This is a genomic window from Paraflavisolibacter caeni, from assembly GCF_025628885.1.
Lineage (GTDB): Bacteria > Bacteroidota > Bacteroidia > Chitinophagales > Chitinophagaceae > Flavisolibacter > Flavisolibacter caeni.
This window is the reverse complement of sequence record NZ_JAOTIF010000005.1, coordinates 109,994-136,096: the sequence shown is the minus strand read 5'-3', so window position 1 is coordinate 136,096 and position 26,103 is coordinate 109,994. Positions and strand designations below refer to the sequence as shown.

22 protein-coding genes are annotated in these 26,103 nt (G+C 42.9%); 3 read left to right on the top strand and 19 right to left on the bottom strand.

Annotated elements, in window-relative coordinates; all coding sequences use genetic code 11:
• The first annotated feature begins 293 nt into the window (after positions 1 to 293).
• Positions 294 to 3,176 carry an excinuclease ABC subunit UvrA gene (gene uvrA / locus OCK74_RS09525; protein ID WP_279296795.1) on the top strand — a complete coding sequence of 961 codons (2,883 nt, stop codon included), beginning with the start codon at positions 294 to 296 and terminating at the stop codon, positions 3,174 to 3,176.
• Positions 3,177 to 3,277: 101 nt separating this feature from the next.
• Here uvrA and OCK74_RS09520 read toward each other — a convergent pair whose 3' ends face one another.
• The 4 genes from OCK74_RS09520 to OCK74_RS09505 all read right to left on the bottom strand — a co-directional run bounded on the left by OCK74_RS09520 (position 3,278) and on the right by OCK74_RS09505 (position 6,323).
• The gene (locus OCK74_RS09520) at positions 3,278 to 3,835 is read right to left on the bottom strand and encodes a Yip1 family protein (RefSeq protein ID WP_279296794.1); all 558 of its coding nucleotides are present in this window, start codon (positions 3,833 to 3,835) and stop codon (positions 3,278 to 3,280) included.
• Between the two features lie 465 nt (positions 3,836 to 4,300).
• Complete coding sequence (locus OCK74_RS09515) at positions 4,301 to 4,693, bottom strand: hypothetical protein (protein WP_279296793.1); 393 nt, start codon at positions 4,691 to 4,693, stop codon at positions 4,301 to 4,303.
• A 48-nt stretch (positions 4,694 to 4,741) separates the two neighbouring features.
• Entirely contained in the window at positions 4,742 to 5,740 is a 999-nt protein-coding gene (locus tag OCK74_RS09510) for a hypothetical protein (RefSeq protein ID WP_279296792.1), read from the bottom strand.
• Positions 5,741 to 5,867: 127 nt separating this feature from the next.
• Positions 5,868 to 6,323, bottom strand: a complete 456-nt coding sequence (locus OCK74_RS09505) for a GNAT family N-acetyltransferase (RefSeq protein ID WP_279296791.1) — start codon at positions 6,321 to 6,323, stop codon at positions 5,868 to 5,870.
• Between the two features lie 76 nt (positions 6,324 to 6,399).
• On the opposite strand from OCK74_RS09505, the gene OCK74_RS09500 reads away from it, so the two are divergent.
• Complete coding sequence (locus tag OCK74_RS09500) at positions 6,400 to 7,815, top strand: ATP-binding cassette domain-containing protein (RefSeq protein ID WP_279296790.1); 1,416 nt, start codon at positions 6,400 to 6,402, stop codon at positions 7,813 to 7,815.
• A 546-nt stretch (positions 7,816 to 8,361) separates the two neighbouring features.
• On the opposite strand, the gene OCK74_RS09495 is transcribed toward OCK74_RS09500, so the two are convergent.
• Genes OCK74_RS09495 through OCK74_RS09480 form a run of 4 tightly spaced genes read right to left on the bottom strand, consistent with a single transcriptional unit; the run spans position 8,362 to position 13,061 of the window.
• Complete coding sequence (locus OCK74_RS09495) at positions 8,362 to 9,642, bottom strand: replication-associated recombination protein A (RefSeq protein ID WP_279296789.1); 1,281 nt, start codon at positions 9,640 to 9,642, stop codon at positions 8,362 to 8,364.
• 41 nt (positions 9,643 to 9,683) lie between these two features.
• Entirely contained in the window at positions 9,684 to 10,628 is a 945-nt protein-coding gene (locus tag OCK74_RS09490; RefSeq protein ID WP_279296788.1) for a transglutaminase family protein, read from the bottom strand.
• Positions 10,629 to 10,637: 9 nt separating this feature from the next.
• A complete protein-coding gene (locus OCK74_RS09485) occupies positions 10,638 to 11,576 on the bottom strand; it encodes an alpha-E domain-containing protein (RefSeq protein WP_279296787.1) in 939 nt (312 codons plus the stop codon).
• A gap of 39 nt (positions 11,577 to 11,615) precedes the next feature.
• Positions 11,616 to 13,061 (bottom strand): circularly permuted type 2 ATP-grasp protein, encoded by a 1,446-nt coding sequence (locus OCK74_RS09480; RefSeq protein ID WP_279296786.1) that lies wholly within the window; start codon positions 13,059 to 13,061, stop codon positions 11,616 to 11,618.
• A gap of 224 nt (positions 13,062 to 13,285) precedes the next feature.
• Here OCK74_RS09480 and OCK74_RS09475 point away from each other — a divergent pair, with 224 nt between their 5' ends.
• On the top strand, positions 13,286 to 14,395 hold the full coding sequence (locus tag OCK74_RS09475; protein WP_279296785.1) for a zinc-binding metallopeptidase family protein: 1,110 nt from the start codon (positions 13,286 to 13,288) through the stop codon (positions 14,393 to 14,395).
• On the opposite strand, the gene OCK74_RS09470 is transcribed toward OCK74_RS09475, so the two are convergent.
• From OCK74_RS09470 to OCK74_RS09420, 11 genes are all read right to left on the bottom strand, one after another.
• Positions 14,392 to 15,249 (bottom strand): alpha/beta hydrolase, encoded by an 858-nt coding sequence (locus OCK74_RS09470; protein ID WP_279296784.1) that lies wholly within the window; start codon positions 15,247 to 15,249, stop codon positions 14,392 to 14,394. The genes OCK74_RS09475 and OCK74_RS09470 overlap by 4 nt on opposite strands.
• 263 nt (positions 15,250 to 15,512) lie before the next feature.
• Positions 15,513 to 17,369, bottom strand: coding sequence for an aspartate--tRNA ligase (gene aspS / locus OCK74_RS09465; protein WP_279296783.1), 1,857 nt, complete (start codon positions 17,367 to 17,369; stop codon positions 15,513 to 15,515).
• A 140-nt stretch (positions 17,370 to 17,509) separates the two neighbouring features.
• A complete protein-coding gene (locus OCK74_RS09460; protein WP_279296782.1) occupies positions 17,510 to 18,304 on the bottom strand; it encodes an ATP-binding cassette domain-containing protein in 795 nt (264 codons plus the stop codon).
• Positions 18,301 to 19,083 carry an ABC transporter permease gene (locus tag OCK74_RS09455; RefSeq protein WP_279296781.1) on the bottom strand — a complete coding sequence of 261 codons (783 nt, stop codon included), beginning with the start codon at positions 19,081 to 19,083 and terminating at the stop codon, positions 18,301 to 18,303. The genes OCK74_RS09460 and OCK74_RS09455 overlap by 4 nt, the downstream gene beginning before the upstream one ends.
• 91 nt (positions 19,084 to 19,174) lie before the next feature.
• Entirely contained in the window at positions 19,175 to 20,941 is a 1,767-nt protein-coding gene (locus OCK74_RS09450; protein WP_279296780.1) for an OmpA family protein, read from the bottom strand.
• A 127-nt stretch (positions 20,942 to 21,068) separates the two neighbouring features.
• On the bottom strand, positions 21,069 to 22,061 hold the full coding sequence (locus OCK74_RS09445) for a hypothetical protein (RefSeq protein WP_279296779.1): 993 nt from the start codon (positions 22,059 to 22,061) through the stop codon (positions 21,069 to 21,071).
• An 11-nt stretch (positions 22,062 to 22,072) separates the two neighbouring features.
• The gene (locus tag OCK74_RS09440; protein ID WP_279296778.1) at positions 22,073 to 22,690 is read right to left on the bottom strand and encodes a kinetochore Spc7 family protein; all 618 of its coding nucleotides are present in this window, start codon (positions 22,688 to 22,690) and stop codon (positions 22,073 to 22,075) included.
• Between the two features lie 66 nt (positions 22,691 to 22,756).
• On the bottom strand, positions 22,757 to 22,936 hold the full coding sequence (locus OCK74_RS09435; protein WP_279296777.1) for a hypothetical protein: 180 nt from the start codon (positions 22,934 to 22,936) through the stop codon (positions 22,757 to 22,759).
• Positions 22,937 to 23,623: 687 nt separating this feature from the next.
• A complete protein-coding gene (locus OCK74_RS09430) occupies positions 23,624 to 24,034 on the bottom strand; it encodes a hypothetical protein (RefSeq protein ID WP_279296776.1) in 411 nt (136 codons plus the stop codon).
• Positions 24,035 to 24,129: 95 nt separating this feature from the next.
• A complete protein-coding gene (locus OCK74_RS09425) occupies positions 24,130 to 25,188 on the bottom strand; it encodes an NAD(P)/FAD-dependent oxidoreductase (protein WP_279296775.1) in 1,059 nt (352 codons plus the stop codon).
• Between the two features lie 46 nt (positions 25,189 to 25,234).
• Positions 25,235 to 26,062, bottom strand: coding sequence for an SAM hydrolase/SAM-dependent halogenase family protein (locus tag OCK74_RS09420; protein ID WP_279296774.1), 828 nt, complete (start codon positions 26,060 to 26,062; stop codon positions 25,235 to 25,237).
• Positions 26,063 to 26,103 lie beyond the last annotated feature (41 nt).

The following is a 26,103-nucleotide window of genomic DNA, read 5'->3' as shown; positions in this document are numbered from 1 at the left end:
TATATAAATAAGTGATTGGACTTCAAAGTTCATGGAGGAAAAGTTGGTGAATGATAAAAAAGTGCGTGAACTATTTTTTTGAAAGTAGCTTGTTCTAAAAATCAAGTTGAAGGGATAACGTTAAAGAAATGTTTATAAGAGGCACATCCGGCCTTAAAAAGAAATGCATGGTAGCCTTATACTCCTGAGTAACACTAAAACTTTGCCAAAATATTTAGTTTTTTGTCGAAAGTTTAAACCTCAGACTCTAAACTTCCTGTACCTTCGCTGCTCCATGATTTTGGGGTAAATACATGAAAAATAAAGATCTGAAAAACGGTAATGGGACCGTTACTGCGGAAGAATATATAGAGGTTCTTGGAGCCCGTGAGCATAATCTCAAAAACATTGACATTAGCATACCTAAAAATAAGCTGGTGGTGATCACAGGTATCAGCGGTAGCGGTAAATCCTCTCTGGCATTTGATACCATTTATGCCGAAGGGCAGCGCCGTTACATGGAAACATTCGGGGCTTATGCAAGGCAGTTTATGGGAGAGATGGAGCGTCCTGATGTTGATCAGATCACTGGACTTTCGCCGGTAATCTCTATTGAACAAAAGACCACTAATAAAAACCCTCGTTCTACCGTTGGCACTGTAACAGAAATCTATGATTTTCTCCGCCTGCTTTTTGCGCGTGCAAGCGAAGCCTACTCATACAACACCGGGAAGAAAATGGTGAAGTGGAGTGAAGATGAGATTGTTAATAATATATTCAAAAGGTTTGAAGGTACAAAGATCACAATCCTTTCTCCTCTGGTAAGGGGTCGGAAAGGACACTATCGTGAGTTATTTGAAGAGGTAAGAAAAAAGGGTTTCCTGAAAGTGAGAGTGGATGGTGAAATCAAAGACCTGGCCCCTAAAATGCAGGTGGACCGCTACAAGATCCACGATATAGAATTGGTAGTGGACCGCTTGAAGGTTACTAAGGACCTACGCACGCGCATTAGTCAAAGCGTGCAGCAGGCACTTAAATTGGGGAAGGATCTGATGTTTGTGGCCTATGAAGGTGCTACACCCTCCAAATCTGGTGAGGCTGCTTATAGCCGTCAATTGATGTGTGAAGATACCGGCATTTCATATGAAGAGCCTTCACCAAATTCCTTTTCCTTTAACTCCCCTTATGGCGCTTGTCCCACATGTAAAGGGCTGGGCCAGGTGTATTCAGTGGATATGAGTGCTGTAATTCCTGATGACAACTTAAGCATAAATGAGGGTGGTATTGCTCCTTTAGGCGGTGAACGTGATGCTTATTTCTTCAAGCAGGTACAATCACTGGCCCGCAAGAATAAATTCAGCCTTGATAAACCTATCAACGAATTACCACAAAAGGCTTTAAACCTTGTTCTTTATGGCAAGGAGAATGGCTTAACAGGGGACGAACTAAAGTTTGATGATGAACAAGATCTTTCCAGCTATAGTAATGACTTTGAAGGTGTCATTAACCAGGTGAAACGTTGGTTTGCAACCAGCACAAGTGAGGCAATACAGCGCTGGGCCGAAGGCTTTATGCAATTGACTACCTGCGGCACCTGCTGTGGTACCCGCCTGAAAAAGGAAAGCCTTTGGTTTAAAGTTGATGAGAAGAATATAGCCGAACTCAGTGAGATGGATTTGGTGGAGTTATTGAAATGGTTTGGTGGCATTGAAAAGAGGTTGAGTGAAAAGCAAAAGGTAATTGGTCGTGAGATTATAAAAGAAATAAGGGAACGCTTACAATTTTTGCTGGACGTTGGCCTTACTTACCTGACGCTGTACCGTCCAACACGGACCTTGAGTGGGGGCGAATCGCAACGGATACGCCTGGCTACACAAATAGGTTCCCAACTGCAAGGGATTACCTATATCCTGGATGAACCTTCTATTGGTTTACACCAGCGTGATAACCACCGGTTGATAGGGGCGCTGCAGAACTTGAGAGATATAGGAAATACCGTCCTGGTAGTAGAACATGACAAAGACATTATGCTGGCAGCCGATCACTTAGTTGATGTAGGTCCTAAAGCAGGTTGGCATGGTGGCAAGATCATGGCACAGGGAACACCGGATGCGGTACTGCGGAGTAATACCATTACAGCATCTTATTTAAATGGCGAGAAGGGAATTGCTGTGCCTAAAGAAAGAAGAAAGGGCAATGGAAAAAGTATTGCCTTGAAAGGCGTTTCAGGGCATAACCTTAAGGATGTTTCTGTTTCCTTACCATTAGGAAAATTCATTGTGGTTACCGGTGTCAGTGGCAGTGGTAAATCAACGTTGATTACTGATACATTATATCCCCTGCTTTCTCAGCATGCTTACGGTTCAAGAGTATCGCCAATGCCTTACAAGTCTGTATCCGGTCTTGATAATGTTGATAAAGTAATTGAGATAGACCAATCGCCCATTGGCCGTACACCCCGTAGCAACCCGGCTACTTATTGCGGCTTCTTTACTGAAATAAGGCAGTTGTTTGCCTCAGTACCTGAAGCTAAGATTCGAGGTTATAATGCAGGTCGTTTTTCTTTCAATGTAAAGAGCGGACGCTGTGATGTTTGTGAAGGCAGTGGCATGCGCACCATTGAAATGAACTTCCTTCCGGATGTTTATGTGCACTGTGAAAAATGCAATGGTAAACGCTACAGCCGTGAAACTCTGGAAATACGTTATAAGGGTAAGTCGATAGCAGATGTTTTAGATCTAACCGTTGAGGACGCAGTTGAATTTTTCCAGAGCATACCTTACTTGTACCGTAAAATAAAAGTATTGCAGGATGTTGGCCTTGGCTACATCACATTGGGACAGTCTGCCGTTACACTGAGCGGTGGTGAAGCACAGCGGGTTAAACTGTCTACAGAATTGGCCAAGAAGGACACTGGTAAAACATTCTATATACTGGACGAGCCCACAACAGGTTTACACTTTGAAGATATTCATCACTTGCTTGAAGTATTGAACAAGTTGGTTGACAGGGGGAATACAGTACTTGTGATCGAGCATAATATGGATGTCATCAAGGTTGCTGACCATATTATTGACCTGGGACCAGAAGGCGGCAGCGGTGGTGGAAAGATCCTGTTTGAGGGAACTCCTGAAGCTTTACTGAAAGTAAAGCAAAGCCATACTGCGAAATACCTGAAAGACGAGTTGAAGAAATAGATTGATCTTTTTAATTAGTCACCTGAAACAACTATTGATCAATGGTTGTTTCAGGTGACTTTTTTTATGGCCTTTATGGCAACTTGTCTCAATTCGTTACATCAGTAGATGAAATAGTTGCGGAATATGATGGAAGTGAAGATGGCAGACAGTACAAAAAACAGGATGAGTTGTACCAACAGGATAACAACGATATAGGCTACCCTTTTTTCATCAGGTGTTTTTTTTAATGGTGTTATCCCCAGGTACATCAAATAAACCATATAGCCAAATCCTGCTATCACAACAATGAAACTAAGAAAAGGAATAATACCTAAAATACTGGCAACTGCATTGGGTGTGTAAGAATACCCAACTAGTTGTGCTGATCTGTCCAGGTCTTTCTCTGAGGAAAATGTAGGTGCCAAAGCATCTGCAATGTAGGTGCCGGCATAAAATCCTATAATAGCCATGGCTATAGCTGCCAGGGCATTGGCTAGCCCAAGACCTATGGAGTGCCAGATTAATCCTGAAAGCAGGGCAAAAACGGCTGGAACAATGGATAAAGGAATCACATAAGAAGTAAGCATTTCCTGAACAGTTGCATTTTCTGTTTTAATAGCCAGCCATTCTGTTTTAGGATTCATCAAAAGATTTTTAACTCTGTCTATCAGGTTCATACGGTTGGGTTTAATAGTTAAAGGTATACATGCCTGAAGCATATACAATTTGATGGGGTAGATTCATTGGACGGTAGATCCTGGAGGGCTTTTCAAAGGTGGATTTATTCGAACTAAAAATAGAGAGTAATAAGGAACAGCTTCTCTTAAGTTCTTAATTAAAATCGGTGTCTTAATGAATAGGTGTAGGATTCAACTTAAAGCTCAGTCATTGTCTTTATTGCTGTGTCAAATTTAATTCCTTTTGCTAAAGAATTTAAGCCAGATCAGAAAAAAAGGAAGTTTTGGAGGGAAAGAATTTAGGCTTGGGCTATGAAGGTTTGTTTATGTTTTTCAGATACCAATAAGGGGAGGCAGAGGAACTTAAATAAAGTTTTGTCGGACAAAAATATAGGGAACGGATTAGGTTACTCAACCTTTCAAATCAACTTTATCCAGTATACTCTGCCGCTTATTGGTTATATTTTATTGAATAGTGATCTTTCCACGTTCTACACCTTCATCTTTATAGAACAGGTCATATAAATAAACACCTTTTTTGAGATATTTTACTGTTTTCTTTTCTTTAGGTTGCAATATGGTTTGGTGAATCAGGGCTCCCTCAAGGTCGAAAATGAAGAATTCCAAAGGCTGATCACCCTTTGAATTCATAAATGTAATCCCCTCGCGGCCAGCACTTGAAAATAAATGGGCAGAGGGCTTTTTTTCATGCAAAAGCTCACACCTCACTGAGTCAACAGGGATTGGTACAATATTAAAGATGGATTGGTTAATGCCTTTGTTTGCTTCACCAGTTATAGTAATAACTGTGAGCAAAAGGAAAAAGGCAGAAAGCCGTATATATTTATTCAAGTTCATTTATTATGTCAGTTTTTGGTTTGTATGTTTTATAGGGTTAACCATTGCTTAATAAAAAACAGGACAACGTAATTGATTGGCTGCTCGACGAGCTGCTCTGCCTTCCGGCGTGTTATTACCTCCCAGGCGCCAGCCAAAACGCAGAATGGAAGAGAAATAGGAATCATTTTCCGTAGGATCTCCACGCTGTTCGTTGATAGCGGGGCCTGATGGCCTTGTAGATGGATTGGCAATATTTTCCCTGAAATATAATTGCTTTGCCATCGTTGCATTTTCCGGTGTCAGGTATTTATCAAATAGGTTTGCGTCGATATAAGTTTTACTTACATCATCAATGTAATCTGTTGATGTAACACGATGCAAAATCTCAAGCCCTATGAATTTGTTATTACTGAAATAATATTTAAATCCAAAACCCATTGGAACTTCAAACGCTGTCAGATTATAAGGTTTACGGTTAGGATATTCATCCATTCCCTGTCCTTCAAGTTGGAGAGGTTTCAGGTCAACCCAGCGCCTGGTACCATTCGAATTAATGTATTGGCCTTTGGGGTTGAACTTGAACATCCCAAATCCAACCAGCCCGTAAGGACGGAATTTGCCTTTCAGTTCGTCAAATCTTTCTAAAAATACAGTGGGGTAAAATTCGGCAGCAAAAAAAGCTTCCAACATGGATGAACGAAACATCAGGTTACGCTTTTTCCTGAATAGTTCGTTACCTCCTTTATCTCTGATCAGGCTATCATATCCTTCAAGAACGCCGTGATTAGCTGCAAACCTGAAGCCTAGCCATTCTGTAGGATATAAATTGATATAAGCACCTTTTGAAAGGTTCGTTATAGAGAAGTTGACATCCTTAAGAAAGGTCTTTCCTTTTCCCTGGTTGCCACCCAGGTCTCCAAGAAAGATCATAGGTCCAATGCCAAGGCCAATCTCGAGTTTGCCGTTTCCGGTAGTAATGGATTGAGAAAATGATTGCTTTGAGGAAATAAGTAAAGTCGCAAAAAAAATAATTACACCTACACAACCTGGTAAAGTCTTCTTCATAGCAGTCGGATTACGTTTTCGAAAGGCTTGGGATTAAAAATTCTAAATTAAAATGAATACTTGTAAGTCGCAACAAGTGACTTTAAAATTTTTTATAACTAAGGGTATGGCCTTATATAATTTTAGTTTAATTTGTTTTGAGCATGTAAATGTGTTCAATACCATCTTCTAGATAAACATCACTGATTTGCTGAAATCCGAATGACTCATAGAATTTTTTTAAGTATAACTGTGCTCCGATTTTAATCGGTTGACTTCCATATAACTGAATGATGCCATTAATAGATTGCTTCATTAATATCTTACCTATACCTGAATTGCGTACTTCCGGAGCCGTTACTACCCTTCCGATTGAAGGTTGTTCGTATATGTGACCTGGTGGGGCAAGGCGTGTATACGCGACGAGTTTTCCATCCTGTATCCCCATGAGGTGATGGCACTGTTGATCTTTGTTGTCCATATCCAGGAAAACACAATTCTGTTCCACTACAAATACTTCACTTCTTAAGCGAAGAATAGCATAAAGTTCATTTGGAGCGAGTTCATTAAAGGCTTTTATTACCCAGTTCTGGTTCATCATCATTTATTTGAGTAAAAGTACAATTCATAGGCAAAGCTACTTTTGCATACAACTTATCTTTAGTTTCTTAGTTTGCATTATGACAATGATCAAAGCGGTTGAGTTATCGGTGAAACTGGGCTCAAGGTGTGTTATCAATCCTGTTTCTTTTGAAGTAAACGAACATGAACAGTGGGCTGTAGTAGGCCCTTCCGGCAGTGGGAAAACTACGCTTTTGCATGCCTTGGCCGGACTGCAGTTCCATAGTGGCCGAATAGAGATGGAGAAGGGTATAAGGGTAGTAATGGTAGAGCAACAACACAAGTTTAAGAATCTGTCCAATACTTCAAACTTCTATTACCAGCAAAGGTTTAACTCTTTTGATGCGGAAGATACGATCACTGTCAAGGAATACTTACAGCCATATGTACCTTTCAGAGAGGAATTAACCAGTCTTCTGGACCTGCTTGGAATCAATAATCTGTGGAATCGCAGGTTGATACAGCTTTCTAATGGAGAAAATAAGCGTTTACAACTGGCTAAGGCATTGTTGCAGCAGCCTGGTATACTATTATTGGATAACCCGTTTACCGGACTTGATGTAACAGCAAGGAGCAGTTTGGAGCACATATTACATAAGGTGGCACAACATGGCATTCATATTATAATCGTTACTGCTCAAAACGCTGTGCCTTCTTTTATTACCAATATATTAGTGCTAAACGAACAGGGAAATGCAAAGTTGTATACTGCACAAGAGTATAATTCCTTACCACAACAGGAAAAGCAGCCGGTTCAGATCGATATAGTGTTGTTGCAAAAGCTGGCTGGGATGGATAAGGTGCATGAGTTTGAAAATGCAGTTTATATGAAAAACGTCCGGGTGCAGTATGGGGCAAAAGAGATATTGAAGAACGTTTCATGGCAGGTAAAAGAGGGGGAGCGCTGGGCCTTGTCTGGTCCTAATGGTGCAGGAAAGTCAACTTTGCTAAGTTTAATTACAGGGGATAACCCACAGGCCTATGCCAACGAAATTTATTTGTTTGATAGAAAAAGGGGTAGTGGTGAAAGTATATGGGACATTAAGAAAAGGATAGGGTATGTTTCTACGGAACTGCATTTATATTTTCCTCCTTCAATTTCTGTGTTTAAAGCTATTGCATCAGGCCTTTTTGATACGATTGGTTTATTCAGACAATTGAATGAGGCGCAAATAAGCAGGGTATCAGAGTGGATCCGGTTGTTTGGACTGCAACATATCAGTAACCGCTTATTGAGTCATCTTTCTGCCAGTGAACAGCGATTAACCTTATTGGCCAGGGCATTGGTTAAAAATCCCTCCCTTTTGATCCTGGACGAGCCTGCTCAGGGTCTGGATGTAGAGCAGGCAAGAATGTTCAAAGCAATCGTGGACCAGATCTGTACGCTTACCAATAAGACGCTGATTTATGTGACCCACCTGGAGGAAGAAATACCTGCATGCGTAAATAGGTTTATCAGATTGGAAGGAAATTGAAATTTACCATTTTCACGCTTTATCCTGGGAGTATCTAGGGGATGACGAATGATTCGAATCCGCCAGGGGTGGACAAGTTTGAATGACGAATGGGGTATTGAGGTTTGCAGTTTGAGGTTTGGAGTTGGGAGTTGGGTGGGCAGAACTTGGAAAGTGGGGGTAGGTTTAGTACCTTTAGGCTCAGCCCTGTTGCCTCCATTCAGGGCCTTGAAGGCGTTCTGCCTGCAGGTTGTTTTCCTCTTATTTATGAGCATTTGCTCAATTCAGATCGAAGCATAGTCGAAGGATAGTCGAAGGATGATCGAAGGATGGTCGAAGTAGCATCGGCTTAGGTATGCTTAAAGTATACCTAAAGTACGCCTATGGTACGGCTTAAGTACGGAGTTGATACTGAGTAGGCAGGGAGTTCCTATGTAGTTACACTGCAGTAGGGTCTCTATAAGGTCTCTATAAGGTCTCTATAACATCTCTATAAGGTGGGGTGGAAATGTAAAATGAAGAATATAAAGCCGGGGGGAAGGGAGGATACGAAAGAAAATTATTTCTTCAATACCCGTATTTATCCTTCCATAAGCTTCTCAGGAACTTTCTCAATTCTTCTTCCCTTGGGTTTTTGCCTGGATCGTAAAAGACTGTGCCTGCAATTTCTGAGGGCAGGAATTCCTGCTCTGCAAAGTTGCCGACATAGTCATGCGCATACTTATAGTTTTTGCCATATCCCAAGTTTTTCATCAGTCCTGTTGGTGCATTCCGGATGTGCAAGGGCACAGGTAAATCGCCTTCTCTGCGTACCTTATCCAGCGCTTCTTCAATAGCCATGTAAGAAGCATTGCTTTTGTGGGAAGAAGCAAGATAGGTGGCACATTGCGCCAGTATGATCCTCGACTCGGGGTAACCTATTTTATTTACCGCATCAAAGGTGGCATTCGCAAGGACTAAAGCTGTAGGATTGGCATTGCCAATATCTTCGGATGCAAAAATTACCATACGCCTGGCAATGAATTTAACATCTTCACCCCCCTCGATCATGCGCGCCAACCAGTAAATGGCTCCATTGGGATCGCTGCCCCGCATTGATTTGATAAAAGCGGATATGATGTCGTAATGCTGTTCACCGCTTTTATCGTAAAGGGCAATGCGCTGCTGGGCAATATCGAATACAAGATCATTGGTAATGATAATGGCAGTAGGAGTGCCGGTGGTTGGGGTAGCATTTTGAACTACCAGTTCCAGCAAGTTGAGCAACTTCCTGGCATCTCCACCTGAAAGATTAATCAGGGCTTCAGTTTCCTGTAATTGAATGTTTTTCTGCTTTAGCCAGTCATCTTTTTGAATGGCCTGTTGCAACAAATGATTCATGTCGTCAGTGGTCAACGGCTTGAGCACATACACCTGGCAGCGGCTGAGTAAGGCGCTGTTTACTTCGAATGAGGGGTTTTCTGTGGTGGCACCAATGAGCCTGATAATGCCCTTTTCTACAGCGCTCAACAAGGCGTCCTGCTGGCCTTTGTTAAAGCGATGGATTTCGTCTATGAACAGAATAGCGCCTGTAAGCTTTTGTGCATGCTGGATCACCTCACGTACTTCCTTCACACCTGCGCTTATAGCACTCAATGTGAAAAAGGGGGCGTGCAACGTATTGGCTATCACATTAGCAATGGTAGTCTTTCCCGTTCCCGGCGGTCCCCATAGGATCATAGAAGGTATTTTGCCACTATTGATCGCTGTGCGTAAAATACTATTATCACCAGTGAGGTGTTCCTGTCCGACCAGTTCGTCCAGGGCTGCCGGGCGCATGCGTTCTGCTAAAGGTGTTGTTGCATTCACTTTGGCAAAGTAAGAAAAGTTTGTGGTTCGTAGTTGTCATACTACTGTTGCTGCTGCTGTCCGGCTAAATAGTCTGGTATCTGATCTGTTGTAGGTTGCTGCGTTTCCATATCTACGTCGTTCATGTCTTCAAAAATTTGCCCGTCTTCGTAACCAATCGATACATAAACAGAAAGCTTTTGCAGTGCCGGTCCTTTAAATGTGCCTTTTATAGGAGTGCAGTCAACAAAATTGCGGCCCACTGCCAGCTTTATATGACGATTGGTGACCCAGATGTTATTCGTCGGGTCAATACCGGCCCAGCCATAATTGGGTATCCAGACATCTACCCAGGCGTGGGTTGCGCCTTCCCCCCGCATGCCATTTTTGATCGGGCAGATATATCCGCTTACGTAGCGGCTGGGAATTTTCATTGTACGCAGGATCTGTAGCATCAAGTGGGCGAAATCCTGGCATACGCCTGACTGATGGTCCAGGATCTCGTCAATAGTTGTTTCTGTGGTTGTAATGCCTTTCTTGTATTTGAAATATTTATAGATATACTCGCAACATCCTTCTACAACGGCTGCTACGCTTTTGTTAGGCGCATAGATGCTCTGAATGATCTTTTCAATTTCATCCTGTGCAACAATCCTTTCAGGTGAGGATAGTTCCAGTAAGTTGATCTGGCCGTCAACATCTCTAAGCAGATCATCAAAACCTGAGTGAAAATCGATAGATAATTGTGTTGAAGATGTTGTGCGTATTACCAACCTGCTTTCAATAACCAATTCACTATGGGGTTGCAGTAGGTTGAAAGAACCGCTTTTATTGCCCCAATAATCGATAAACGTTTGAATGGCGGGATTTCCTGTAATCATGACTTCCTGCTGTACGATTTCCTGCTGCGCGCATTGGTATGGAAATATTTTTATTTCATTAATGCTTTCTTTTACCAGCCTGTCGTATTCGTATTTAGTGATGTGATGTAGTTTAAATATTGCCATGCCTGTTTCTTAAGAGTAGGAGAAAAAATGTTGACCCATTAAAATATTAAAATGTTGCAGTTCGCCGGTTAATTCTTCTAAGAACTGCTCCAGGCATTCGCCATTTAATAATTCCAGGTCCATGTAACATACTTTGCTATGTGTTCTTCCAAACAGGCGCAGTAGGTTGGCTCCTTCCGCATCATCTTTATCTGTTACGCGGTTTAAAAAGCTTGATACATGGGTAAGCGAATATAGTATTGAATGTGAGAAACTTTCGTTCAATACCACCTGGTGCAAAACATTGTAGGTGTGATGTGTGTTTTGATAAGTCTTTAAATGAAGCTCGTAGCCTGAAAGGGAGAGCAGGAGGTAGCGCCAATACAAAATATCGTTTGGCTCGGTCTCCATTTGGTTCAACAACTGTAACTGCTTTTGCAGAAAGGTAATGGTTTGCAAAGTGCGCTCGAGGTATATCCCAAGGTTCATGAAATCCCAGCCTGTACCCCTGGGCATGGTTATTTGGGTGAGGCCGGTATATGTTACGCAATGTTGGGTGAACCAATCCATTACTTCCATGGCATCATTTGCATTCAGGCGGGATAGCAGAATGGGTTGGTTGATGAGATGATACATTTTGTTTACCTCGCCCCATACCTCCTTTGTGATATTGTCCTGTACGCCACGGGCATTTTCGCGGGCACGGTTCACTATTAATTTCAATGAATTATGGTTAGATACATCCATAAGCAGTTTGACAAGGGCTCCTTCCGTATCATTTTCCAAAGTTTCAATTTCTTTAGGGCTGGCGGCTGAAAAGGTTTCCAGTACCGGTTTCCAGTTTCTATAGGTGGTTAAATCCTTGTCGAGCGATGAAATATAGTGAGTGGATGTTAAGCGCAACAAACTATCAGCACGTTCCATATACCTGCTCAGCCAAAATAAAGAATCAGCAATCCTACTTAGCATATTGAGGGATCGATTTTTAAGGTGAAATAGATTTGGTGATTAATCAATGATCCAGGTGTCCTTACTGCCACCGCCCTGCGAAGAATTGACCACCAGGGAGCCTTCTTTCAATGCCACTCGGGTGAGACCGCCGGGCACAATCTGGACGCCATTGGGTCCACATAAGGCGTAGGGCCTTAGATCAACATGGCGGGGTTGAAATTTCCCATCTATAAAGCAGGGGACAGTTGATAGCTTAATAATTGGTTGTGCAATAAAGCTACGAGGGCTTTTTTCAATTTCTTTTCTAGCCTTCAGCCAGTCTTCTTCACTTATTTTATTGCCCATGATCATTCCATAACCTCCCGATTGATCAGTGCGTTTGATCACCATTTGTTGGATATTGTCAAAGACATACTCCCTCGCATCAGCATCACTTAATTGGTAGGTGGGAACATTGGGGAGGATAGGCTCTTCGTTGAGGTAATACCGGATCATATCCGGCACGTAAGCATAAACTGCCTTGTCGTCGGCAACACCATTACCTACTGCATTTACAATAGCAACATTGCCATTGCGGTAGGCACTTAATAAGCCTGGCACCCCAAGGATGCTGTCTGATTTAAAAATTAGGGGGTCCAGAAACTCATCGTCAATTCTCCTGTAAATGACATGCACCTGGCTCAGACCTTTGGTGGTTTTCATGTAAACCTTGTGCTGATCTACCACCAGGTCCCGGCCTTCCACCAGGTTTATTCCCATTTGCCTTGCCATGAAAGTATGTTCATAATATGCCGAATTGTAAATGCCTGGGGTGAGCAGTGCAATTTTAGGATTTGAGATCTGTGATGGTGCGAGTGATAATAAGATCTGGTGGAGTAGTAAGGGATATTCGGTTACTCTGCGTACGTGGTTGGCAGCCAATAGGTCAGGAAAAATGCGCTTTGTTACCTGCCTGTTCTCCAGCATGTAAGAAACACCGGAAGGGGTACGCAGGTTATCTTCCAGTACATAAAACTCACCATTATCACCCCTGATCAGGTCAATGCCGGAGATGTGGACATAAATATCATGAGGTACCCTTATGCCAAAAACTTTGCGCGTATAATAGGGGCAGGAAGCAATCAACTGGGCTGGGATGACGTTGTCTTTCAGAATTTGCTGTCCTGAATAAATGTCCTTCAAGAAAAGATTCAATGCCTTCAGGCGCTGTTGGATGCCTTTTTCTATTCTGTCCCATTCTGTACCCGTGATAATACGGGGGATGATGTCGAATGGGAAAATCCGTTCAATGCCGGTGCTTTCGCTATATACAGTAAAGGTTATACCCTGGTTCATGAATAACTCGCCCGCTAACTTCTCTTTCTGCTGGAGCGCATTAATATCCAATGATTGGAGGTTATTAAAGATGTTGTGATAGTACTCCCTGATACTGTATCCATCATACATTTCATCCCAAATACCCTCCGGGCACATATACTTCTGAAGCAAGGTTTCTGTCGTCATAAGCTGTTGATTTAAAATGATGCGGCACTACATGATTATGTATAATTTATTTAATAAATATATTTATAATAGCCAACTCTCTGTTGTATTGAAAGTGTATAAAAATGAAATATAATAAAAAATGTGCGATATTGATGTGTGTATTGTGTTTTGTTTAGAATATTTTCTGATATAAAATATGTTTATATATGGGGTGTGGCAGATTATTTGTAAATTAATGGTGCATGAAACTTTTCAAATGCTCCAACTGCGGGCAACTGGTTTATTTTGAGAATACTCATTGCGAACATTGTCAGTCTTTACTTGGGTTTAATGCCGATGATCTTCAGATGACTTCAATACTTAGAGCGGAAGATACATTTTGGATGTCTAAGGGGAACTCCGGAATTCGATACAGGTATTGTGCGAATCATGAATACGGGGTATGTAATTGGTTGGTGCCTGCTGAAAGTGAGTCTCCCTTTTGCAAAGCATGTGCATTAAACAGGACCATACCTAACCTTAGTAAGCCGGAATATATTCAACATTGGCGGGTGATAGAGTTTGCCAAGCACCGTCTTATTTACTCATTACTCCGCATGAAACTTCCCCTGATCAGCAAAGCTGAGGATGCGGAAAAAGGTTTGTGCTTTGATTTTGTTGCTGATGGACATTCGGTATCCAATGAAAGAATTTTAACTGGTCATAGTAATGGGTTAATTACCTTAAACATTGCGGAGGCTGATGATATTATCCGGGAACAAACGCGGAAACTGATGGATGAAATGTATAGAACCGTACTTGGACATTTCCGGCATGAAATAGGGCATTACTATTGGGAAAGATTGATCAACAATTCTGCAGATTTGGATGCTTTCCGGCAGTTGTTTGGAGATGAGCGTGCTGATTATGGCGCAGCATTAAGAATACACTATAGTAAGGGGCCTTCTGAGGAATGGAGGGCGCATTATATCAGTTCGTATGCCAGTGTGCACCCCTGGGAGGACTGGGCCGAAAGTTGGGCTCATTATATGCATATTGTAGATACACTTGAAACAGCTTACTCATTTGGTTTCAGTGTTGATCCTCGCGGAATACAAACAGCAGCGCCCTTAAGGACAGAGATCAAAGCAGACCCCTACAGGGTGAAAGATTTTGATCATATCATGCAATTATGGCTACCGCTAACTTTCACCATGAATAGTATAAGCCGGAGTATGGGGCTACAGGATTTGTATCCGTTCATTATTAATCAGCGTGTGCAAGAGAAACTAACTTTTATTCATAATATTATTAATAAGAATGGTCACTCCAGCTACATGATGGTAGGAAGCCAGGATTTGCTCATGCTTTAATTTGGTTGTTCTTCCAGGAATTTGATGATTCTGTCGAAGGAATTGCTGAGTGTTGATCCAAACCAGCCGTGCCGTTCCCTTGGGTAAACTACTAATTCGTGCCGTACTCCTGCTTTTTCCAGTTTTGCTTTCAATAGCTTCGATTGGGAGATATTGACCACCGGGTCGTTGCCTCCATGAAGGATCAGGGTGGGAGGGGTTTGAGCAGTTACAAAATGTGCAGGGCTAGACTGCTCGTAGATTTCCTTTCCCGCTTTTGGCGTCGTGCCTGTCAGGGTTTGCAGGGCAAAGGGGATCATGTTGTGCCATGGCTTATTGTACATCGCTGTCAGGTCGGTGGGACCAAAGAAGTCGATGACGGCTTTGATCCTGGGCGACTGGTATTTATAGGCTTGCAGCATGGCCAGGTGTGCCCCGGCAGAGGCACCCAAAAGCACCAATTCGTTGCTGTCAATCCCGTATTTGTCTGAGTGCTGGGTGATAAAGTCCAAAGCAGCTTTAACGTCCTGCTCCTGGGAGGGGAATTTGGCTTTTTCTGATGCCAGGCGGTATTCAAGATTGAAAATGGCATAGTGTGGTAAGCGCTTTTTGAGCGTGTCGATATAGGTGGCAAAGTCGGACTTTCTACCGTAGGCCCAACCACCACCGTGGATGAGGACTATTGACCTGGTAGAGCCGGAAGACCGGCCTGCGGGTAAATAAATGTCCATGCGCTGGGCGGTGTCCTGTCCATAGGGAACGTTGAGCTTTGTTTCTGCAATAGTGGTGTCTAAAAGCGGCTCTTGCGCATTACCGCTTTCCTGACATGATGTATATAGAATCATAGAAATAAAGACGTAGATGAGATTTTTCATAACTCAGAATAAGGGCGCAAGAGCTGTGCCGTAATGGAACAAAAGAACCTTAAAGAAGGGGTTAAAATGTTAATTAGGAAGGAGGGGGGAGGGGGCAAAATCTGTTTCGTGCTTCAAGTACCCTTCAGGTACGCTTCAATTATACTCCAGGGATACGGTGGTGAATGGGTTTAGAGATTCAAGGTTGGAAGGATGAGTACTAAAAAAAGCTTGCTGGAATACACCCAGCAAGCTGTTATATACTGATTTGGTCTATGCATGGATTATTTTACTTTAACTGCCAACCGGATATTGAGTTCTTCCAGTTGTTTTTCATCGATTGAAGATGGGGCATCAAGCATGACGTCGCGGCCGCTGTTGTTTTTGGGGAAGGCAATGAAGTCGCGGATGCTTTCGCTGCCACCGAGGATGGCACACAGACGGTCGAAACCATAGGCGATACCACCATGCGGAGGTGCGCCGTATTCAAAGGCGCCCAATAAGAAGCCGAATTTGTGTTGGGCTTCTTCTTCGCTCATGCCGAGGGCTGCAAACATTTTTTCCTGCAGCTCGCGCTGGAAGATACGGATAGAACCTCCGCCTATTTCGTTGCCGTTCAATACCATATCATATGCGTTGGCTTTGATGTTGGCATAAGGATGTTTCAGGTAGTCTGCCGCATTCTCAATTACAGGATTGTTATTGATCATTTCTTCTATCTGGGAAGGCTTGGGCGAGGTAAACGGATGGTGACGGGCTACCCAGCGGTTTTCTTCAGCATCGTATTCAAACAATGGGAAGTCGAGCACCCATAAGAGCTTGAATTCGTCTTTTTTGCGGAAGCCAAGGCGCTCACCCAGTTCGAGGCGCAAATCGGAAATGGCTTTACGGGTTCTTTCTTCTGCACCCGCCAGGATCAGTACGAGATCTCCAGGTTTTGCGTCGGTATATTCTGCAATCGCTTTTAACTGCTCAGGTGAGAAGAATTTATCTACGCTGCTCTTTAGAGAGCCATCAGCATTGTAACGGATGTTCACCAGCCCCTGCATACCGATTTGCGGACGTTTTACCCAGTCGGTCAGTTCGTCGATTTGCTTACGGGTATATTCTGCTGCACCGGGAACGGCAATGGCTACTACAGTTTCAGCATTGTCGAAGACAGCGAAGCCGGACGCGCCGGACTCACCCCCGGCCCCTAAAGGGGAGGCCTGAGCTGCGTCTTGCTTGGCCAGGAAAATAGTGGAAGGGAATTTCAGGTTGGCTACTTTCATGCCGAAGCGAATGTCTGGTTTGTCGATGCCGTAGTTCCACATGGCGTCTTCCCAGGTCATGCGTTCAACAGGCTCGGTATAGTCGATGTCTTTAACGGCTTTGAAAATGAATTTGATCAGTCCTTCGAACATGTTCAAAATATCTTCCTGCTCTACGAAAGCCATTTCGCAGTCTATTTGGGTGAACTCTGGCTGGCGGTCGGCGCGAAGGTCTTCATCGCGGAAACATTTTACAACCTGGTAGTAACGGTCATAACCGCTCACCATCAAGAGTTGTTTGAAGGTCTGGGGTGATTGCGGAAGAGCGTAGAACTGACCTTCGTTCATGCGGGAAGGAACCACGAAGTCGCGGGCGCCTTCGGGCGTGGACTTGATCAGGAATGGTGTTTCAATATCCATAAAGCCTTGCTTGTGCAGGTAATCGCGTGTAGCGCGGTTAACAGCATAGCGAAGCTCAATGTTTTTCTTTACTGCGTTACGACGCAGGTCGAGGTAGCGATATTTCATGCGCAGGTCGTCGCCACCATCGGTATCGTCCTGGATAGTGAAGGGCGGTACGGCTGATTTGTTGAGGATCTTGAAAGAATCAACGGTGATCTCAATATCGCCTGTAGGAATGTTGAGGTTTTTATTGCTGCGTTCAGTCACAGTACCGGAAATCTGGATCACAAACTCACGGCCCAGGGGCGATTCGTCTAACTGAGCATTCAGTTGCTCACCAAACAATAACTGCGTGATGCCGTAACGGTCGCGAAGGTCAACAAAAGTGATAGAGCCGAACTTTCTTACGGTTTGCACCCAGCCAGCCAGTGTTACAGCTGTACCTACGTGATGCAGTCTTAATTCGCCACAGGTATGAGAACGATACATGAAAATCTAAAATTTAAAATATAAAATATTATCCCAATGTTTGTTGGGCGTAAAAGTGCGGGCAAAGATAAACTTCTGAGGTGAAAGTAAAAGCCCCCGGAGAGCCGGGAGCCTTTATCAAATCAAAAACCAACCAACTATTATAAGCAGTTCTTTATTTCTTCAACGGTTTCAAGAAATGCTTTTTCTCTTTTGATATTCTTCTGCCAGGCCAGATCGCGGGCAATGAGGTCAATCTCTTTTTTGATGGTGGCACCGGGTAAGTCTTTTTCCTTGCCTAAGATGAACACGGTATCAGAAATGGCAATGGCAGTAGCGATGTCGTGGGATACAATGACCAATGTTTTTAGTTCATCTGATATGGATACTTGTAAAAGAAGCTCTACCACTTTATCGAGGACACAGGCATCCAGACCGGAAAAAGGCTCATCCAGAAGCAAAAAGTCAGAACCTTTGAGCAGTTGTTGAATAATACTTGCCCTCTGTCTTTGTCCACCTGATAATTGCTGAGGATATTTTTGCAGGTGATCGGTTAATTCAAAATCTGCTGCACTCTTTTTTATAGCATCTGTTTCGTGGCCTTTAAGAGCTGGGTTTTGTTTTGCCGCCAACATCAGTGATTGATGGATGGTTCGCCATTCAAACAAATAGTAGTTCTGGAAGATCACGCCCATATCACCTGCTCTTACCGGCTGGTCATTTTGAATATGGATATGTCCGGATGTAGGTTGTTGCAATCCAGATAGCAGTTTGAACAATTGGGTTTTACCAATACCGCTTCTGCCGATCAGGGAAACTACCTGTCCCTGTTCCATGCCGGGGCGTACAATATTCTTGATGCTGAAGTTGATGTTTCTCAGGATCGTTTTGTTGTCGTATTCAAGATGAACATTTTCAGCTTTGAGAATGATTTCTTCTTTTGTGTGTGTTGTCATTTGGTACCTCCTATTGCTATTTTGGTGTGAGGGAATAACCATTGTCTTGTTGTGCCCAGTAAAAAGTCAAATAGCAGTCCTATCAAAAATATCACGAGCTGCAAGGCCAGTACGTTGGTGAGGTCGTTGTATTTATTGTACTTGATCAGCAAAGTACCGATACCACCTTCACTCATGTTGAGTCCTTCAACCAGTGTGATCATCAACCATGAGATAGCGAAGTTTTGACGTAATATTTCGAATACGGCATCAGCTTTGCCCACAATGATCACTTCATATAAGGTTTGCCAGTTGTTGTAGCCAAGTGTTTTACATAGTTCATATTCCTGTTTGTCGATATTCAAGATCACAGAAAGAAAGGAGGTGACAAAAAAGGGGACAATGCCAAATACCAATAATGATAACTTCAACTGGCTGCCATCTTTGGTGAGCAATGTAAAGATGAAGATGAGACCCGTTAATGTCAGGTACCGGCATTTTACCAGGAATTGAGCAATGCTTTTAAAGAATGGGATCACCGATAAATAAGCAAAAGCCAGTGTAATCACGATCGAATACAACATGGCCTGAACGGTGAGTGCAAGGCTTACCAGGATATTATCCAACAGCAATCTTGTGGAAAGAAGATGGAAGAAGGCTTTCGCTACTTTCGCCGGTTGTGGTATCAGGCCATTTGAAGTTGTGTGCCAGAACACCAAAGCAAACATCACCTGCATGACTATCATGATGATGAATGCCTGTTTACTGATCTTGCCAAATGGTTGGAATATTGTTTTCATTGATTTGATTTTGATTGTGAATGGTCAATGGTGAATGGTGAATTAGGAATGGTGAATGGGGGTGAACCCATTCACCATTGGTTGGGTACTATTATTCACCTAATACGATCTCTACACGGCGGTTCTTGCTGCGGCCGGCTTCGGTGTTGTTATCTGCAATGGGCTGACTTGAGCCAAAGCCTTTTGATTCAATCTGATCCTGTTTCAAGCCTTTCTTCAACAGGTAAGCTTTTACAGCTCCAGCTCTCTTTTCAGAAAGAGGCCTGTTGATTGCATCAGAACCTTTGTTGTCCGTGTGACCATACACACCCAATTTCAGACCTTCTGCTACGACTGCTGATTCAAATATGTCATCCAGCAGCTGATAGGATGAAGGATTAATGTTTGAAGAGCCGGATTCAAATTCGATGGAGTAAGATTTAGAAGAAACCTTACTGGTAATTGATGATGCATATTTTGTTTCCATCGCTTTACCTTCTAACAAATCTGTATGATTGGAAAGCACAGATAACAAAAACGATTTGTCAACAGCTTTTTCATATGGCATAAAGGAAGGCATAATGTTGGGATACATTTTTACCATCAGGTTACCGAAGGTGTTGTACACTGCCTTGTAACGGTCTACTTTGTCTTCTCCCAGGCCATAGGTGTTGGCCATATCGGCAAGGTTGAATACTGTAGAACCACCAAGATTCACCTTTAAACCCTGTACGTCATTTTCTTCAACACCATTGTAGTATTTCAACCAATATTCAGCATCTTTTTCTCCGTAGACTTCGGCACTTACCTGTGCAGCAAAAGCTTTTGCACCATTAAATGATCGAACCTGGTCGCCAGCTTGTGCAAGCGCAATGATCATGTTTTCCACAGCGGTTCTGTGATCATAGGCCCACTTTTTAATAGCGATGGTTTGATTAGGCATTTGAGATGCATATTGCTTTGTGTTGGCAATCGTTACCAGTCCACCCTTTTTAGTAGCCACGTTTACGTCACCGGGCGTCCATGTAGCAACTCCATCAACACCTACGACGGTATCTTTACCAGTAGTTCTACCATTGATCACGATCTTTCTTTTTTCAGAATAACCCGTGATGTACTTGTTAGGTGCATCCAGGAAGTCATTGGCTGCAACCAGGTTGATCGCATTGGCATCGTAAGTGGTTTCATCAGGATTCACTTTCAAGCCATTGTCACCAGCCCACTTCAGCAAAATGTTCACATCACCGTCGCGCAATACACCGGCTACACATTTCCCTAATGCTTGTTGTGGGTCTTTCTTCCATGAAAGAGGGCCCATAACCTGGTCTTCACCAAAAGATTTACCGTGTGCTATTGGCAGAATAATCGGCTGGTATTCCGGGCCTAAAGCTTCCAGTTCTTTTGATAAAGAGGTCATGAATGCGGGCATACCATCACCCATAAACGTGATCAGCACACCAGTTGCGTTTGGATTGTTCTTATAGTCATTTGCGAACTTTACCAGGTCGGCCATTTGCTTGTTACAATCATCCTGGCGTACATAATTCACATCAAGGTTGGCTTTATCGAAAAGCGAACCTTTGGTTGTACGTACACCACCATTGGCGTACATACCTGAGAATTGGCTGTTCCAGGCCATGCGCTCCCAAACGATTCCTGTGCCGCCATTATATGCAGGTTCTTCTGATGGTAAAGGCAATTGAACTGCCTGATCGCTCAAGGAAGCTTCCGGTGCATCTGGCAGGGATACCTTTCCTACTTCAATGGAGTTTCCTACGTCCTTTGGACGGCTTTGATACCATCTTACGCCTACAATACCTGCAGCAATGACTGCAGCAATGATTAATATTTTACCGGCAGGTTTTAATTTGATTGTCATGTTGATTTGATTTTAGATTATTTAAAAGTTTGTTTATGGTTTTGCAAGGACATGGATTGGGTGTTCGGTGGCACTGTGTATTTTTTTTCAGTGCTCCGTTAATTGGGGAAGTGATGGGAAATTGGTCTTAATCGAGCAGGCCTCTGTAACGGTCGGTGATCTGTACACCTTTTAAATTGCCCGTGTCTTTGTTGTTTTCCAGAGCGGTTTTGGTATAGTTGAAGTCTGATTGCATGTTGAATTTTTTGATCAGTTCAACAGCCTGGGCTGACTTAGCCCTGTCTTCCAGCACTTTGTCGTCCATGAACCTGGAGGTGACGTCAATAGCTGACTTGATGTGTCCAATCTTTTCGCCAATCTGTTCTTTCAATACTGCCAATGCTTTTTCAGCATCAGTGTTTAATTCATCGTCACCCTTGAAGGCTTTCATGGCGCTAGTAACGGCAGATAAGCCTGTAGTTACTGAATAATACAGGTCTTTCTTTGCTTCCAGATCCAACCTGGCATCTTCAAGCATGATCCCGCTTTCTTCATACGCCATGTCAGCAAACTTTACCAGCTTGTTCAGGTCGCCTACTATAGGCGTTACATTATCAATGTACTCACGGCAACGCAATACATTGTTGGCATACAGATCGAGTTGCCTGCCATTCTTATTTTCAGTCTGCAGGATGATTACTTTCTGTGCATTCAATTGTAATTCCTTCTCTTTTTCCTGCAGTTTATTCATCAACTCACTTTGCTTGCCTTTTAACCGGGCCGCTTGCTTGTACAATGTGTTCCTGTCATCATAACCTTGCTCAATCTTGGCTTGCAAGATGTTGAATGGGTTCAGTTCAATGACAACACCAATGGTATAGTTGGCGATGAATTCAGAGAGGTATTTCACTGCTCTCCAGAACTTCTTACTGGTAATGATCGTTAGCAAAAAGCCAAGGATCAGACCTCCTATGACCAGGTTTACGAGATTCCATGTTACGGTCAACAACCATGGCAATACAAACGTGGAAAAGCCATAGGCGAGACCCATAGCCAATGATAGACCTATCACGGTAGTGGCTACATTTTTAGGTTCAGAGAACCATCCAGGTGTTTTTGTTTTATGGATTGTGTCGTTCATGTTTTTTGTTTTTAGTTGATGTACTGTTTAATTTTTTCTATGTCCTGCAGAATATTGGATTTGATTTTTTCCAATTCTGTTTTGTAATTGTTTGTGTTGTTTTGAATTTTTTCTTCCTGCTCTTTGACTTCCTGACCCATGAGCGCGATTTCCTGTTGAAGGCTTGCTAATTCCTGTGACAGTTGTTGTATGCGCCTGCTTTTTGTTTCGATCTCCTGTTTTCTTGTTTGTACCTTCTCCTGCAAAGTGGTATCAATCGTCGCATTGAAGTTTTCTGCATCTTCATCAAGCAATACCAGATATTGTTTTGTTGTTGATAAAAGGTGCTGTTTGTTCAGTCCTTGTACCGTCAAGCCTGCGAAGGCTGCATTGTACCTGGTTGCTTCATCAGGAATACAGTGCATGGCTTCGATCATTTTAGCAAACTCGAAGTAGTCGGGACCCTGGATCTCTGCTTCTTTGAACAGTTGATCAAAGTGTTCTTTGAACTTGCTGCTATTTGCAGTGTTCATCGGTTTCGTAGCTGCATTGTTAACTGGGGTGAAGGTCTTTTCTTCACTGGTAACCGGTTTTGCTTCTTCGGTTACTTCAACAAATGCAGACAGGATTTTTTTGCCTATGCTGGCCATAGTTGTTGATTTTTAGGTTTGAAAAAATGGTTTATAATGAGCGTTTATTTCAATACACGCAATGGTTTACCATCCCAATGCGACGGGTAAAAAGCCTGGCAACAGAAAGAAATCTGATTTTGTTTCCTGTACCGGCTGAATACGGCGCTTTCGGATTTGTGTTTGGTTGTAGTTGATATGTGTATGATGGTGTAAGACCAGAATGAGCATAGCAATGGCTATCACCATCCATTTTTTTGATTTCATTTTGATGAATGTTGAATACTGCCGTGTGCAACGGCTAGAATACATGCCTTGTGCAAAGGCACATGTCCTTAACTCGGTTGAATCTTTACTGTGGAAAAATTACAGGTTGGAGATTTCCGGTGGGTTTACCCAAAGACGATAGTGGGTAAATAAGGATTCCAGAAATTTGTTCATGTTGGGTGGAGAAATACTCCTATTTGATTTGAAGACGTAAAGATATATCGATGTTAAGGGGTATTTCAAGCCCATCCGATATGAACGGTACTTTTTGCCATATGATCGGTAAAGTATGTGTGATGGGCGGTAAAATAAGAGGTTAAGCGCGAAAATAGGAGTTTAAACGGTTTCCTTTGTTCCTTTTGTCTTGATGCAAAAGGAACCAAAAAATCAAGGCTGCCGCAATCGCTCCGCGTGCGCAGCCTTGCCAGTGCACAAGAATTTGAACTACAGGTCATTAGGATGCATTTATGTTAGATAGATAATTTGATCGGTGCTTTTGTGGTTAGACTGGCGTGGGTTGGAAGAAAGAGTTTTGCGTGATAGGAGGAGAGACTGGAGGCGCTGTATTCCGCCTTGCACTCATGTGGGTAGTTAGATATATTAGAAAGGGCGGAATAAGGCGCTGGATTTGTATGTGGGGAGTAGAGAAAACTTAATTATAATTAGTTGATTGATAAAGAATATTTTTTATAGCGTAACCACTTGTGCTTGCTTTTCTTCTTTTTGTCTTTGGAAGAGGTAATAGTATGCTAAAGTGAGTACGCCAATCGCAAATGGGAGGATGGCCAGGTGCTTGCCTGTGAATTGATGCCAGATGAGCACTTCGTCAAAGCCAAAAAATTCGGAGATCATCCAATAGGAGTTGGCGGAGATCCAGAAAGTAATGGCCAGGTTGTGGGCCAGTTCGGACTTTAAGTCTCTTGTGCGCCAGGCTATAATAATAGAAATGATCAGGGTGGGCAAAATCATGATCAAACCCAGTTCTTTCCATATCATGCACCAGCTGACATCTTTCAGCAGCCAGAAGATGATGTGCATATTTTCCATTTTCCGGTAGCGGGCCGGAATCACGTATTGGGGTTCGTTAAAATGGCTCATGATTGATTAAAGGCGCAAAAATACAAGAGAAACGTAAATCCGTTAGGGTGGATTTACGTTACAGGAAAATGCGTTTATTGCCTCATGTTTTTTTCTTATTTAGAAAGAATTCGCTGGAAGCGGTTTATATCTGCTTCTGGTGTAATTGGAACTCCATTGACAATATGCTGGGCAAGTTGTTGGGCAAAGTAGGGTGTTAATGACGCGCCTTTAGTGCCCATGCCATTTAGTATACCAATCATTGGGTTTTGCGGGTGAAATCCCACGAAGGGTCTCCTTTCCAGGGTGGAAGGCCTCAGCGCAGCTTTGTGATCAACAATTTTGTAGGGAACTTTCAGCCATGTGTCGAGATGAAATTTTGTTTTTTCTAAGAACTCGTTGGTTGGGTTGGGATGGCTATAATCCCACTCGTAAGAAGATCCTACCCAGAACAAATCTTCGGAGAATAGTGGTACAATGGCCATGCTCTTTTTGAAGATATGCTGGTTGGTGAGTTCCTTGCTTTCAATTAAAATAGCTTCGCCTTTGCTAGGAGCAAACGGTAGCCCTTTGAACCATGAGTAGTTCATAGAGTGAATACCATCGCAAAAGATAATCTTTTCAGCAGTGATATGGTTGTAAGAAACAGAGTCTGTCTGGAAGGACAGGTTTTCTGCCTTGAAGTCTTCTTCCAATAACAAGTTGCGGTTTGTTAGGTAAGATCTCCAGGAGGACAGCAATGTTTGAAGGTCGGTGGTGTAGGCGGGCTGGATCTTTCCACAACCAAATTCATAGTTAAAATACTGGTTGAACTGGTTTTGATCGGGGTAGGTATGCAGGTAGGTATCATTTTCTGTCATGCGTGTAACAAACGCATCCCGCATTTGGGCAGAGGGAAAAAAGTCAATGATGGACTTCTCAAAACTGATTTTTTGATCCAGGAAGTTGCCAATTTCGGCATAGCTTTCATGCGCAAAAGGCATTAAAGTGTCGATCATCCAGCTATAGGAGTAGCGCCTGCCTGTAACCGGGTTAATGACTCCTGCAGCAACCTTTGAAGGAGCCGCAGGCAGGTTGTTGTCAACAATTAAAAAGCTTTTGCCTTCTTTGAATAAGTTCCAAGAAAGCATAGTGCCACAAATGCCCTGGCCAATGATGAGTATGTCAACTTGCATATATTATTGATCTAACTAGGAGGTGCGAAGTTAGAGGTGAAGGCGGTTATTCAAAGTAAACTTTTACAGTCTGATAGAATAGCCTGTTTTGCAGCACGGCAGAGAACTGGCTGTGCGACTCTTTGAAGCCCTTGAGTCCAAACAGGCCGGCTGCATTGCCTTTGTTGATGGCGATCTCCATATATCCCGCGCTGTTGAACAATACCAGTTTTTCACCCTGAGGTACATCGGCATAAGAACCGCTAATTCGTTCAATCATTTCATCGCGCTTGAATATGATCTTAAATTTCCTGCCCTTACGTTGTTGTTCAAACTGCTCCTGTGTAATGTTAACGATGACATTTTCAAAGTTGTCGATGAAGATGATCTGACCTTCCATCCAATTGTCACTAAGTAAGGGACGCAGCGGGTTCTTTTCAATGTACTCAACATCAGGGATGCCAATCTTTTCAGCTGGCTCTCCATTGAGCATTTGTGTGATCGCTTTTGCAGCGATGTCAATGCAATAAAGTGTGTTTTTAATCGCAGTTTTTTCCAGCGGAAGACCGATCACCATTTCGGGTTTTCCCTCCAAAATCATACTCAGTAGGCCATTATCGGCACAGATGATGTATTGATCATGATGAAAGGCCAGCAGTAATTGTTCTGGCTTTGATTCAAAAAGGTTGACCAGAATAATGTGATAAGAGTACTCTGGAAAGTTTTTAATGGCACTGCGGCAAACATAGGCAGCCTGGGGGTAATTGAATGGGGACAGGCTGTGTGAAATATCGATAATGTTGAATTCGGGATTGATGCATAAAAGCCTGCCCTTAGCGGCACCTACAAGGTAGTCCTGATTACCGATATCTGATGTAAGTGTAACTAAGGGCATTTGATATGAGAAATGTGAAATTTAGAATTTAAAAAATGGAA

Bases quoted from the DNA above. Each gene is read 5' to 3' on its own strand.
- uvrA (WP_279296795.1), top strand. From the start codon at position 294: ATGAAAAATAAAGATCTGAAAAACGGTAATGGGACCGTTACTGCGGAA.
- OCK74_RS09520 (WP_279296794.1), bottom strand. From the start codon at position 3,835: ATGAACCTGATAGACAGAGTTAAAAATCTTTTGATGAATCCTAAAACA.
- OCK74_RS09515 (WP_279296793.1), bottom strand. From the start codon at position 4,693: ATGAACTTGAATAAATATATACGGCTTTCTGCCTTTTTCCTTTTGCTC.
- OCK74_RS09510 (WP_279296792.1), bottom strand. From the start codon at position 5,740: ATGAAGAAGACTTTACCAGGTTGTGTAGGTGTAATTATTTTTTTTGCG.
- OCK74_RS09505 (WP_279296791.1), bottom strand. From the start codon at position 6,323: ATGATGATGAACCAGAACTGGGTAATAAAAGCCTTTAATGAACTCGCT.
- OCK74_RS09500 (WP_279296790.1), top strand. From the start codon at position 6,400: ATGACAATGATCAAAGCGGTTGAGTTATCGGTGAAACTGGGCTCAAGG.
- OCK74_RS09490 (WP_279296788.1), bottom strand. From the start codon at position 10,628: ATGGCAATATTTAAACTACATCACATCACTAAATACGAATACGACAGG.
- OCK74_RS09485 (WP_279296787.1), bottom strand. From the start codon at position 11,576: ATGCTAAGTAGGATTGCTGATTCTTTATTTTGGCTGAGCAGGTATATG.
- OCK74_RS09480 (WP_279296786.1), bottom strand. From the start codon at position 13,061: ATGACGACAGAAACCTTGCTTCAGAAGTATATGTGCCCGGAGGGTATT.
- OCK74_RS09475 (WP_279296785.1), top strand. From the start codon at position 13,286: ATGAAACTTTTCAAATGCTCCAACTGCGGGCAACTGGTTTATTTTGAG.
- OCK74_RS09470 (WP_279296784.1), bottom strand. From the start codon at position 15,249: ATGAAAAATCTCATCTACGTCTTTATTTCTATGATTCTATATACATCA.
- aspS (WP_279296783.1), bottom strand. From the start codon at position 17,369: ATGTATCGTTCTCATACCTGTGGCGAATTAAGACTGCATCACGTAGGT.
- OCK74_RS09460 (WP_279296782.1), bottom strand. From the start codon at position 18,304: ATGACAACACACACAAAAGAAGAAATCATTCTCAAAGCTGAAAATGTT.
- OCK74_RS09455 (WP_279296781.1), bottom strand. From the start codon at position 19,083: ATGAAAACAATATTCCAACCATTTGGCAAGATCAGTAAACAGGCATTC.
- OCK74_RS09450 (WP_279296780.1), bottom strand. From the start codon at position 20,941: ATGACAATCAAATTAAAACCTGCCGGTAAAATATTAATCATTGCTGCA.
- OCK74_RS09445 (WP_279296779.1), bottom strand. From the start codon at position 22,061: ATGAACGACACAATCCATAAAACAAAAACACCTGGATGGTTCTCTGAA.
- OCK74_RS09440 (WP_279296778.1), bottom strand. From the start codon at position 22,690: ATGGCCAGCATAGGCAAAAAAATCCTGTCTGCATTTGTTGAAGTAACC.
- OCK74_RS09435 (WP_279296777.1), bottom strand. From the start codon at position 22,936: ATGAAATCAAAAAAATGGATGGTGATAGCCATTGCTATGCTCATTCTG.
- OCK74_RS09430 (WP_279296776.1), bottom strand. From the start codon at position 24,034: ATGAGCCATTTTAACGAACCCCAATACGTGATTCCGGCCCGCTACCGG.
- OCK74_RS09425 (WP_279296775.1), bottom strand. From the start codon at position 25,188: ATGCAAGTTGACATACTCATCATTGGCCAGGGCATTTGTGGCACTATG.
- OCK74_RS09420 (WP_279296774.1), bottom strand. From the start codon at position 26,062: ATGCCCTTAGTTACACTTACATCAGATATCGGTAATCAGGACTACCTT.